Raw genomic sequence first — 12,859 nt, 5'->3', positions numbered from 1 at the left:
TTAGAACAATAAGAAACGTTATTTCTTTTTCTTAACCGCTTTTGCGTTTGGTAAGTCAGTGATGGAACCTTCGAAGATTTCCGCTGCCATACCGATAGACTCGTTCAACGTTGGGTGAGCGTGGATAGTTAATCCTACGTCTTCCGCATCGGCGCCCATTTCTACAGCTAAACCGATTTCCCCTAGCATTTCACCAGCGTTGATACCGATGATCGCACCACCCAGAACACGACCACTTTCTTTATCAAAGATAAGTTTAGTTTTGCCTTCGGTACGAGCTGAAGCGATTGCGCGACCGGATGCCGCCCAAGGGAAGTTAGCCACTTCAAAGTTCAAGCCTTGTTCTTTCGCTTCACGCTCAGTAACACCAACCCATGCAATTTCAGGATCTGTATAAGCGATAGAAGGAATACAACGAGGTTCAAATACGTGCTTCTTACCAGAGATAACTTCAGCAGCAACATGACCTTCATGAACGGCTTTGTGAGCAAGCATTGGCTGGCCAACAACATCACCGATAGCGAAGATGTGATTTACGTTAGTACGTAATTCGTTAGTCACGTTAATGAAACCACGCTCATCAACATTAACGCCAGCTTTATCAGCATCGATCATATGACCATTCGGCTTACGACCAACAGCAACTAAGATCTTGTCGTAACGAACCTGACCTTCAGGTGCGTTCTTACCTTCGAACGTTACGTATAAGCCATCGTCTTTGGCATCAACGGCAACCACTTTAGTGGATAACATCAGGTTGAAACGGTTTTTCACGTACTTAGTGTAAATCTTCATGATGTCTGCATCAGCTGCTGGAACTAGCTGGTCAGCAAATTCAACAACAGATACGTTTGCACCAAGAGTGCTGTACACAGTACCCATTTCCAGACCGATGATACCACCACCAAGAACCAGCATTTCACCTGGTACGTCTTCTAGCTCAAGTGCGCCAGTAGAATCTAGTACACGAGGATCGTCAGTAGGGATAAACGGAAGGTTAACAACAGAAGAACCGGCAGCGATAATGGCATTATCAAAGTTAACCGTTGTCGTACCCTTGTCACCTTCTACGGCGATGCTGTTAGGACCGGTGAATTTACCGTAACCATTAACGACAGTAACTTTACGTTGCTTGGCCATACCAGCAAGACCACCCGTTAACTGACCAACAACTTTTTCTTTCCAGCTGCGGATTTTATCAAGATCAATTTGTGGCTCGCCAAAGGTAACCCCGTGACCAGCCATTTCTTTGGCGTCATCAATAACCTTGGCAACATGAAGTAATGCTTTAGAAGGGATACAACCTACGTTAAGACATACACCACCCAAAGATGAATAGCGCTCGATTAATACTACGTCTAAACCTAAATCAGCCGCACGGAAAGCTGCGGAATAACCACCAGGTCCAGAACCTAAAACAACGACTTGAGTTTTAATATCGTTACTCATGTTAACCTCAAATTTTGAATATCAGCCCATTGTGGGCTGTTTATAACAGCAAATGGGATGCTTAATTTATTAATTTTTTAACGTGCTTCGTTTGATATTTGTAATTTTCCTTAGAAACTTTACAACATAAAACCAAACACAATAATTTGGCGCGCCAAGTGTACCTTGTGTAACAAATTTTCGCCAACATTAGTGGCAAATATTGGTAATAAATACTATCTATGACGCTGTTATCCCAGCACCGTAACCATTTTCTGTACGGAGCCGGGAAATTTGCAATCGATGATTACAAGATTAGTTGACGGATATCAGACATTACCGACGAAAGATGTACGCTGAACCGTGCCGCTACGGCGCCATCAATAACTCGATGGTCGTAGGACAATGACAGAGGCAACATCAGACGAGGATCGAAGTCTTTACCATTCCACTTAGGTTTCATTTCTGATTTTGAAACCCCTAAGATAGCAACGTCAGGCGCGTTAACGATTGGCGTAAACGCAGTACCACCAATTCCGCCAAGGCTGGATATGGTGAAACAGGAACCTTGCATGTCTTTTGCGGTAAGTTTGCCATCACGAGCCTTCTTAGAAATTTCTAATAGTTCTTTGGAAAGCTCATGAATGCCTTTTTGATCGACATCGCGAACAACTGGAACGACAAGACCGTTCGGTGTATCTACGGCAACACCAATGTGTACGTATTTTTTCATAATCAAGCTTTCGCCTGATTCACTCAAACTTGAGTTAAATACCGGATAGGCTTTTAACGCACTGGCCGCGGCTTTCATGATAAATACCAATGGCGTAATTTTAAAACCTAGTTGCTGTTTCTCAGCAATTACGTTTTGCTCTTTACGGAAAGCTTCAACATCAGTGATATCGGCTTCGTCAAATTGAGTAACATGAGGAATGGTTACCCAGTTACGATGCAGATTCGGGCCAGAGATTTTCTGGATACGGGTTAACGCAACCTCTTCCACTTCACCGAACTTACTGAAGTCAACTTTCGGTTGTGCGATAACCTGAAGACCACCAGCACCACCAGTAACACTGCTGCTTGCTGTCGCTTTCGGACGAGATAGCTCATATTTAACATACGACTGAACGTCTTCTTTTAAAATACGACCTTTGTTACCCGACCCTTTAACCAGGGTTAAATCAACACCGAATTCACGGGCTAAACGGCGAATTGAAGGGGATGCATAAATGTTGCCTTTACTTTGTAATTGGCCCGCACTTGGGTGGTGCGGTACCGGCGCCGCTTTTTGCGGTTTTTCCGCAGGTGCAGCAACAACGGTTTGCTCTTTCACGGCCGGCGCAGGTTCTGGCGCAGACGTAGCGGGAGCAGCTGGTGCCTCAGCACTGCCAGCCGTTTGCAAGGTGATTATCAGTGAGCCTTCACTAACTTTATCACCTGCAGAAACTTTAACTGCAACCACTTTACCCGCTTCAGGTGCAGGCACATCCATTGTGGCTTTATCCGTCTCCAGGGTGATCAGGCCATCTTCCGCTTCAATCTCATCGCCTGGGCTGACAAGCACTTCAATAACATCGACTTCGCCATCTTCACCAATATCAGGCACATGAACATCGATAACTGCTGACGCTTTACTAGCTGCTGCCGGAGCAGTCTCCGGCTCAGAAGCCGGTGCACTGGCTACGGGCTCTGATGGCGCTTCGGGCGCTGCTTCAGCGACAGGCGCTGGCGCGCTTTCCTCGCTAGCAGAAGCTGATGTTGATTCCATTAACACGATTAAATCGCCTTCAGAAATCTTGGCGCCAACATCTACCTTAATCTCTTTGATAACACCCGCCATTGGAGCTGGGATGTCCATAGACGCTTTGTCGGTTTCAACACTAACAAGTGCATCCTCGGCTTCGACGCTATCGCCAACGGCAACACAAAGCTCAATGACTTCAACTTCATCGCCGCCTACATCAGGGACTAGAATTTCTTGTATATCTGACATCTATATTTCCTTACTAGTCAATTATGCGTAAAGCGGGTTAATTTTATCGGTGTTGATACCAAAATCAGCAATCGCTTTGCTTACAATACTCATTTCAATGTCACCGCGTTGCGCTAACTCGTATAACGAGGCAACAACAATGTAATTGTGGTCAACTTCAAAATGACGACGTAAATTTGCACGGCTATCCGAACGACCGAAACCGTCAGTACCAAGCACGCGATAATCGGTATCGATAAATGCACGTAACTGGTCAGAATAGGCTTTCACATAATCAGTTGCAGAAATTGCAGGGCCTGCATCTTTAGTGATCACTGAAGAGATATATGGAACTTTAGGTTCAGCTTCTGGGTGCAACATGTTGAAACGCGCCGCTTCCTGACCTTCTCGAGCCAATTCATTGTAAGAGGTCACAGAATAAACATCAGAAGAGATACCAAAATCTTCGGCAAGAATACGAGCTGCCTCGCGCACCTGAATCAAGATAGTACCAGAGCCCATGAGCTGAACATTGGCTTTCGCTTTTTTGCCCGGCTTAACCGTATCTAGCTTATAGATCCCTTTGATGATGCCTTCTTCTGCACCTTCAGGAATAGCCGGGTGCTCATAGTTTTCATTCATCAGAGTCAGGTAATAGAAAATATTTTCATTTTCTTCATACATACGACGTAAACCTTCACGCACGATGACCGCCACTTCGTAACCATAGGTAGGATCATAGGTGACACAATTAGGGATCAGGTTTGCCTGTACGTGTGAGTGACCATCCTGGTGTTGTAAACCTTCACCATTTAGGGTTGTTCTTCCTGCAGTTGCACCTAGCAAGAAGCCTCGCGCCTGGCTATCACCTGCAGCCCAGGCTAAATCGCCAACGCGTTGGAAACCGAACATCGAGTAATAGATGTAAAATGGAATGGTTGTGGTATTACAAGTGGAATAAGAGGTGCCTGATGCAACCCATGACGCCATCGCGCCTAGTTCGTTAATACCTTCCTGTAAAACCTGACCTTTTTTATCTTCACGATAATAAGCAACCTGGTCGGCATCCTGAGGTACGTATTTTTGCCCTTCATGGGCATAGATACCTACCTGACGGAACAGACCTTCCATACCGAAGGTACGTGCTTCATCGGGGATGATTGGCACGATTCGCTTACCAATTTTCTTATCTTTAAGTAGGCTATTCAAGACACGAACAAACGTCATGGTAGATGAAATTTCGCGACCATTTGAGCCTTTCAAGATAGCATCAAAAATACTTAACTTAGGTATTTCTAAGGTTTCTTCAGCTTGTTCTAAACGAGCTGGTAATGCGCCACCTAAAGCCGCACGGCGCTCTTGCATGTATTTGTATTCCGCGGAATCTTCCGGGAATTTAAAATATGGTAAGTCGGCAATATCTTCGTCGCTAACCGGAATGTTAAAACGATCACGATATTGTTTAACCGATTCAATATCCATTTTCTTGACGTTGTGAGCAATATTCAGTGCTTCACCAGAAGCGCCCAGACCAAAACCTTTAACGGTTTTTGCCAAGATAACCGTTGGACGGCCTTTGGTTTCCATCGCTTTCTTATAAGCCGAATAGACTTTAACCGGATCGTGTCCACCACGATTCAAACGATAAATATCTTCATCGGACATATTGGCAACAAGCGCTGCCGTTTCTGGATATTTGTTAAAGAAGTTTTCGCGGGTGTATTTGCCGCCTTTGGCTTTACAGTTCTGATATTCACCATCAACTGTTTCATTCATTAACTGCAACAGCTTACCTGAGGTATCACGAGCTAATAAAGCATCCCAATACGAACCCCAGATAACTTTAACAACTTCCCAGCCAGCACCGCGGAAAGTACCTTCAAGTTCCTGGATGATTTTGCCGTTACCACGAACCGGACCATCAAGACGTTGCAGGTTACAGTTGATTATGAAAGTAAGGTTGTCTAAGCCTTCACGAGAAGCCAGGCCTATAGCACCTAATGATTCTGGCTCATCGGTTTCACCGTCACCCAGGAAACAATATACGCGCTGACCGGAACAATCTTTAATACCACGGTCGGTCAGATATTTAAGGAAACGAGCCGTATAAATGGCCTGTAATGGACCTAAGCCCATGGAAACCGTTGGGAACTGCCAGAAGTCCGGCATTAAGTGCGGATGCGGGTATGAGGATAAGCCATTGCCGTCTACTTCCTGACGGAAATTATTCATTTGCTCTTCGGTTAAACGACCTTCGACAAATGCGCGTGAATAGATGCCCGGAGAGATGTGACCCTGAGCAAAAATAAAGTCGCCGCCGTCTTTTTCCGTTGCCGCTTTGAAAAAGTGGTTAAAACCTACATCGTACAACATTGCTGAAGATGCGAACGAACCGATATGACCGCCAAGCTCCAGGTCTTTCTTAGACGCTCGTAATACCAATACCAAAGCATTCCAGCGAATTGCTGCGCGAATGCGTGCTTCGATGGTCAAATCACCAGGCATGTTTGGTTCCTGACCCGCAGGGATAGTGTTTACATAAGCAGTTGTGGCATCAAATGGTAAGTGAGTACCGCCACGGCGCGCTCGGTCAATCAGGGTTTCCAGTAATTGATGGGCGCGTTCAGGACCTTCCTGCTCCAGCACCGCTTCCATGGACTCTAGCCATTCTTGTGTTTCTTGCGGATCGATATCGTGGTTGAGGATCTCAGACATAACGATGTTCTAACTCCAAATTATAAAAAAATACGGCGAAATTTTTTGTATTAAAGATAGTTGAAAATCAGCAACTGTCTTTAGTTTCACCATGAAAAATTAAGTCTTTGAGAATTTGAGTGAAACCAGTGTTCTATCTGGTTTGTAATCGTCTCAAAGAACGTTTAACCCGGCTGTTTTCTTCACCAAGTTTTAGTAATACTTCTTCGATGTAAGCCAGATTTTTGTGACTGGCTCCCCATGCTTTATTCGGTTCGCCACTTAAAATGGCTTCTAACAGGCGTTTACGGTATTCGGCAATTTTGCCCGGTACTTCTGGCCTTTTTGCCAGCACCTGTAAGTTTTTCTCAATATTATCAATCAATAACGTCGACATTGAGCGTGACAAATGCAATAGCACCGCATTGTGAGAGGCGTTGCAAATTGCCAGATAAAACTCAAATACGGCAACCGCTTCACCATGAAAATTTTCACTAATCGCGGTGTTTTCAATTTGCGCATCGGTCATGGCGTCATACTTTTGCTGGATATTGGCAAAATCCGTTTTAGTACCGCGCATCGCTGCGTAATATGCAGCCATCCCCTGGATACCATGACGAAATTCAAGCAAGTCATATTGCGATTCGCCCTTTTTTGCCAACAAATCAAACATGGGATCACCCATGCCGCTCAAAAGCTGTTCATTAACAAAAGTGCCGCCACCCTGGCGACGATATACCAGTTCTTTACTTTCCAGTTTTTGAATCGCCTCGCGTAAAGATGGTCTGGAAACCTGAAACTGCTCCGCCAATTCCCGTTCAGGGGGCAATTTTTGTCCGGCTTTAAGACTACCCTCGAGGATCATAGCTTCGAGATGTTCAACAATGACATCGGATATCTTTGCCTGTTGTACCTTTTTAAAAGCCATGGTTATCGCCTCATACTGTCTTTTTTAGCTTACTAATGCCGCCCAATCACCGGGAAACTAATGGTAAAATGGTCTTACCAATTTAGGTAAATATAGGGTAAAACATAACACGAGATCTCTTTGATGTAAAATTTTGTCGAAAAATTGAGGACTAGACAGGCAATAATTTTTGCTAAATATTCCACTCTGAAGTCATTGGTCAGACCAATATAAAGAGGGGTTTCAGGTCACAATGGAGGAAGGTTTAGGATTTCAGTTTTCGTGCCTCGTAGGGAGAATAGACTTAGACAGGGCAAAGCAAACGCGATTTCTAGCACTCTGGCAAATCAGCTTCAAACACTTATACCAATCCCACTAAGTTTGTGCACAACTCAGAGTTAGGGCCGAGGTTCAGTTACAACATAGATTTTATTGATTTAGTCATTCTATATTAATGATATATAGGGCAGTAAATGGGCCTCTCACTAACTCCCTGTGGGTGAGTTTTAATGGGATTGGTATTAGTTCCTGAGAAGCAAAATTCAGAACCTTGCGACTGGCGATAGCAAAAGGTAGAGATCCCGGTCGACACCGGGATGACAAAGTTTTTGCGTTAATTGTTGCGCTAGCGGCAGTTGCCTACACTTACGCTGAGGTGTAGAAAAGGTTTGGCTTCAGATCGCGGAGGGCATTACCACTTCCACCCTCCGCAATCCAATTTCGCAGTCCACCTTCCTCTTCCACCTTCGAATTAGATAGCTTTTAATACACCTAGCCAATAAGTCAGCCTTTTGATTTGGCCATACCTTGCTACGTCAAGGTACCTTAGTCAAAAGGTTAGAGAGAAGAGCGCCACTTGCGCGAAGCTGACGTAAAAGTTAGATTGCAGGTCGTGGAGTGCATTACCCCTTCCACCTTCCTCTTCCACCTTCGAATTAGATAGCCTTTGATACCCCCCAATTGCCAAATTAGCTCTTGGTTTCGTCATACCCTGCTACGACAGGGTATCTAAGCCAAAGGGTTTGAGAAAAGATTTCCACTTGCGCGAAGCTGACCTAAAACACAGATTGCAGGTCGCGGAGGGCATTACCACTTCCACCTTCGAATTAGATAGCCTTTGATACCCCCAATTGCCAAATTGGCTCTTGGTTTCGTCATACCCTGCTACGACAGGGTATCTAAGCCAAAGGGTTTGAGAAAAGATTTCCACTTACGCGAAGCTGACGTAAAACACAGATTGCAGGTCGCGGAGAGGACTACCACTTCCACCCTGCGAAATCCAATTTCGCAATCCACCATATGAAACTCTGTTTCATACTCCACCTTACGAAACTAGCTTTCGTACTCCACCTTAGCAAACTTTGTTTGCTACTCCACCTCCGAAAACGCGAAGAGTTTGCGCTTTCGGCCAGTTCGCGCTTTCGGCCAGTTCGCGCTTTCGGCCAGTTCGCGCTTTCGGCCAGTTCGCGTTTTCGGCTAGTTCGCCACTCCGGCTATCGTCATAAACGCCGTCGCTGCTAACAACAACAGGACATTTCGTTTGGCCAACCTGACCAGCAAGCATGGTTCGGCTGTGCAATCTTCATCATCGATTTGATAGTCTTCAGCGATTTCAGCGACTTCACATAAATACTGGCGAGGGCTTTGTTTAAAGTTAAGCATCCCTTCCAGCCACAGCGTCGATGCTTTAGAGAAGTGACCTACCAGCATGTAACCAAAGGCAACGGCTCGGCTTGGAATGATATCAAGGTAGAATAATATTTTCTGAGCGTTCTCTGAGGCAGTGTCTGGCAGGAAACTTTCGCCGTCTACTTCACCGCTGTGATTGGCTACGGCTACCAGGATTCGATAGAAGACTACGCCTAAAATACCAAAAAATATAAAGACCAGCATTAACGCCATGTAGTATTGATAATTCATCCAGACAAGCGTTTGCCCAAAACTCTCACCTTCAAATTTCTGCCCCTGTTGTAATTCGTCCTGATGCAATGCTACCGCAGTTTGATCGCCTCGCATTGCCGCATTCAAGTAGTTTTTGTAACTGTCTCGAATTCTCTGGCTGCCGACACAAACGATTAATATCAGGGTAACTAATACGAATTGAATCAGGCTGTTATCGAATAACCAAAGAATGATTGAAAGAATAGCGACGGGAAGGAGCGCGAAAACGGTGATATTTAACACGTTCTTGCTAATTTCTCCTTTGGAGACAAAGCCTCGGGCAAAGCCAACGTACTGGCCAAAGTAAAAGTTAAATTGCCAGTATTTGGAGAGTAAAATTCGCTCTGCAGCCAGAGCAATTAGCAAGCTAATTAAAGTCATTGAAAAACCTACTGATATTTTATTGGTATCTTTTTTCACATAACAATCAAGATTGAAATGGGATCCATTCAAAGCGTCTGTTGGACATTTTAAGTATGGACGAATAAGAGTAATCCGAAAATTTCTGTGCCTAATTGTTAAACACGCAAATTCACTAATTGAATTAGCATCTTACTGTTTTCGATATTGGTTGAATGTTCCGCATCAAATCGTAAATGGTATTAACAAAAATTCTACAAGTAGATTGTCAGGATTACCAGAAACAATTGTAACTTCATACCAGTTACAATCTTTGTTCACCTAAGGAGGGACAAATAATATTGCCAGTCGAAACTATCGCCAGGATCGGTTTTTCTTCCAGGGGCGATATCACAATGGCCGGTAATGTGTTCATTTAGAATCTCAGGGTATTGTTTTTGAATCGCTTTTGTCAGATTGGCAAGGGCCTGGTATTGCTCTTGTGTATAAGGAATATCATCGCACCCTTCCAATTCAATACCAATAGAAAAATCATTACATTTATCACGGCCTTTAAACGATGAAACCCCGGCGTGCCAGGCGCGTTTATCAAAAGGAACATATTGCACGATCTCACCGGTTCGTTTAATCAGGCAATGAGCTGACACCCGCAATTGGTAAATTTCCTGAAAATATTCGTGTTCATCCGGATTCAAGCAGCCGGTAAATAACTGATCAATATAGTTGCCGCCAAACTGACCTGGCGGCAGGGAAATATTATGAATCACCAACAAGCTGATATCATCGCTCTCGCGTTCGTCACAAAAAGATGAGGCACACAGGCGAAACGTCTGGTTAGGTGAAGCTGCGGAAGAGGATGATAAATCAACCAGTAATCCATCAGCAATTTGGTAAGATTCAGGCATAAATACAGTGGAATCACAGATTATGGATACCCGCACCATACTTATTGTTTAGTTCTAGTGCAACTGAAATGGCGTTTTCTCAGATGCAGGCGCATGAGATGAACGATTGAGATGAAAATTTCTGTCCCTATATATAGTGTAAGAAAACGGATTATGTTCTTAAATTCAGTATTATTGATGCTGTTGAGGAAGTTTCTATAGCGGTTGTACGATTACTGATGACAGAAAATATTTTCAGTAGTATCGTTTTTTTTAAACCACCAATTGAGAGAGTGATATGCAGCAACAGGATGATACCAAGAAAATCGGCAAAGTGATGATTTGGTTAGCCTGGATTATTGGACTACTTCTATTGGTGTGGTTCTTTCAGACAAAATTAGATGCCGACTATAACCCTAATCAAAATCCTGAAAACAGAATTTCCGCAAGTGGTTCGAAGCAAGTGGTATTGGAGCGAAACCGCTATGGCCATTATGTTACCGCCGGAACCATCAATCGAGAAAACGCATTGTTTATGCTCGACACTGGAGCTACGAGCGTATCAATTCCTCAGGAAATCGCTGATAGATATGGACTTCAACGTCAGGGAAGTCATATGGTTCAGACGGCTAATGGCACAGTTCGGGTGTATGCAACGGTAATCGATGAGTTGAGTATCGGGGATATAAACCTTTATAATGTGCGCGCCAATATTAACCCGGGCATGAGCGGTCAGGAAATACTGCTTGGTATGAGTGCATTGAAGCAACTCGAATTTAGCCAAAAAGGCAAATACCTTCACCTAACCGTGCCACAGACCTATTAGTGACAACACAGTAGTACATTTAAAAGCACAGGTAATTTATGCTGGAACACTTAGAAAACGAAATCAAACAGAGCGTAACACTGGCATTAGCAGAGGATTTAGGCGGTACTCCTGACGCTGAAAACGATATTACCGCAAGTTTAATCCCGGAACAGCATAGCGCCGTTGCCACCATAATCTGTCGTGAAGATTGCGTAATTGCCGGTGTCGCTTGGGTCAATGAGGTATTTCGTCAACTCGATGAATCTGCGGCGAATATTGAGAATACTGAAATTACCTGGTTTGTTAACGATGGCCAGGCTGTTAAGGCAAACAATACCCTGTGTGAAATTAAAGGCAATGCCAGATTATTGCTTACCGGGGAACGAACCGCGCTGAATTTTCTGCAATCTTTAAGTGGTACAGCAACCATTACCTCAAAATACGTTAAAGAAATTGCAGATACCAATACTCGTCTATTGGATACCCGCAAAACCATACCCGGTATGCGCAATGCGCAAAAGTACGCGGTAACCTGCGGCGGTGGTCATAATCATCGCATTGGATTGTTTGATGCGTTTCTAATTAAAGAAAACCATGTCAATGCCTGCGGTGGCATCGCTCAGGCAATTGCGGTTGCTAAAAATAACTTCCCGGGAAAAACCGTAGAAGTGGAAGTAGAAAGTCTCGATGAGCTTAAGGAAGGTATCGACGCTGGTGCTGATATCATCATGCTCGATAACTTCACCACCGAAATGATCGAACAGGCCGTAGCAATTAATAAAGGTCGAGCGAAGTTAGAAGTGTCGGGAAATATGACTCTGGATACGTTGAAACAATATGCCAAGGCCGGTGTCGATTTCATTTCAGTAGGCGCTTTGACTAAGCATATAAAAGCCGTCGACCTTTCTATGCGTTTTTTTTAAACAAAACGCATAGTAGACGGCAGATTGCAGATGGCAGACGGCAGAAATCTTGGCAAGTAGGCTAGCCATGATAAATCGCGTTCGCTTTAAAACAGGGTTAGCTCTTTTTACAGCAAACCAACCTAATTTCCCCTAGGCCTCTCTTAGACAACGTATTTCCCGACGCAGTCCTTTACGACGGAGTCCTCACCGATGAAATCCTCTACGACAGCGTCCTCACCCTATTAGTGTCTCCGGCGCCCCTTTGTCCTGCGCTGTCATCTCGATTTTAGGTTTGTATATTTGTGCAATAAATGTTTCATCAAATGTTAAAAAATGTTACCTAAGCTATTAATATTCATTGTTTTTTATGGAGGAAAGAATTTTCCCTGATTAACAAACGTGTATTTTTTCAGCAAATAAACAGTATTTAAGGAAAAAAGCTAATTTATTGTTAAAAAAAGTTTTACAGCCATTTAATTTTGAAGCATATTAGAAAAGGCCCCCTAAACATAAAAATAACGTTAATGGATGTTTAACATGAAAACTATGAAAAACAACAAAGGTTTTACCTTAATCGAATTGATGATCGTTGTTGCGATCATCGGTATTCTTGCAGCGGTAGCACTTCCTGCTTACCAAACCTACACCAAGAAAGCTACATTTACCGAGGTAGTAATGGCTACTCAAGCTATTAAGACCTCAGTTGACGTTTGTCATCAAACTGGCGGTACTTGTACAGCTTTAGGTACTGAAGGTCTTCCAACTGCAGCCTCCGCTGAAGCTGGGGCAGCAGTAGCATCTGTAGCGTTAGCTGCAGCAGGTACCGGTTATACAATTACGGCTACCGCCGCTACATATGGTGGTTTAGACGGCGAAACATATACTCTAACAGGTACGGCAAACTCAACAACAGGTCAATTGTCATGGGCTGGTGTTTGTTCTGATACTACTCTTTGTTAA

At 44.0% G+C, this 12,859-nt stretch carries 9 protein-coding genes; 3 read left to right on the top strand and 6 right to left on the bottom strand.

The annotated features are described in order from the left end of the window. Positions 1–18: 18 nt before the first annotated feature. From lpdA to ampD, 6 genes are all read right to left on the bottom strand, one after another. On the bottom strand, positions 19–1,449 hold the full coding sequence (gene lpdA / locus FNC98_RS02795; protein WP_143579835.1) for a dihydrolipoyl dehydrogenase: 1,431 nt from the start codon (positions 1,447–1,449) through the stop codon (positions 19–21). Positions 1,450–1,735: 286 nt separating this feature from the next. Continuing rightward, positions 1,736–3,421 carry a dihydrolipoyllysine-residue acetyltransferase gene (gene aceF, locus FNC98_RS02790; protein ID WP_143579834.1) on the bottom strand — a complete coding sequence of 562 codons (1,686 nt, stop codon included), beginning with the start codon at positions 3,419–3,421 and terminating at the stop codon, positions 1,736–1,738. 21 nt (positions 3,422–3,442) lie between these two features. Beyond that, entirely contained in the window at positions 3,443–6,115 is a 2,673-nt protein-coding gene (gene aceE, locus FNC98_RS02785; protein ID WP_143579833.1) for a pyruvate dehydrogenase (acetyl-transferring), homodimeric type, read from the bottom strand. A gap of 133 nt (positions 6,116–6,248) precedes the next feature. After that, positions 6,249–7,022, bottom strand: coding sequence for a pyruvate dehydrogenase complex transcriptional repressor PdhR (gene pdhR, locus FNC98_RS02780; RefSeq protein ID WP_143579832.1), 774 nt, complete (start codon positions 7,020–7,022; stop codon positions 6,249–6,251). Between the two features lie 1,455 nt (positions 7,023–8,477). Continuing rightward, positions 8,478–9,323, bottom strand: a complete 846-nt coding sequence (gene ampE / locus FNC98_RS02775) for a beta-lactamase regulator AmpE (protein WP_143579831.1) — start codon at positions 9,321–9,323, stop codon at positions 8,478–8,480. 296 nt (positions 9,324–9,619) lie between these two features. Then, complete coding sequence (gene ampD, locus FNC98_RS02770) at positions 9,620–10,207, bottom strand: 1,6-anhydro-N-acetylmuramyl-L-alanine amidase AmpD (RefSeq protein ID WP_143579830.1); 588 nt, start codon at positions 10,205–10,207, stop codon at positions 9,620–9,622. A gap of 277 nt (positions 10,208–10,484) precedes the next feature. Between ampD and FNC98_RS02765 the strand changes: the two genes are divergently transcribed. The 3 genes from FNC98_RS02765 (at position 10,485) to FNC98_RS02755 (ending at position 12,859) form a co-directional block, all read left to right on the top strand. Further along, positions 10,485–11,012, top strand: a complete 528-nt coding sequence (locus FNC98_RS02765) for a TIGR02281 family clan AA aspartic protease (RefSeq protein WP_143579829.1) — start codon at positions 10,485–10,487, stop codon at positions 11,010–11,012. A gap of 38 nt (positions 11,013–11,050) precedes the next feature. After that, positions 11,051–11,917 carry a carboxylating nicotinate-nucleotide diphosphorylase gene (nadC, locus tag FNC98_RS02760; protein WP_143579828.1) on the top strand — a complete coding sequence of 289 codons (867 nt, stop codon included), beginning with the start codon at positions 11,051–11,053 and terminating at the stop codon, positions 11,915–11,917. A gap of 519 nt (positions 11,918–12,436) precedes the next feature. Next, positions 12,437–12,859: a prepilin-type N-terminal cleavage/methylation domain-containing protein gene (locus FNC98_RS02755; RefSeq protein WP_313904113.1), complete on the top strand. Its 423-nt coding sequence runs from the start codon at positions 12,437–12,439 to the stop codon at positions 12,857–12,859.

The sequence above is a fragment of the Thalassotalea sp. PS06 genome, from assembly GCF_007197775.1.
Lineage (GTDB): Bacteria > Pseudomonadota > Gammaproteobacteria > Enterobacterales > Alteromonadaceae > Thalassotalea_A.
This window is presented reverse-complemented; position numbering and strand designations above follow the sequence as displayed.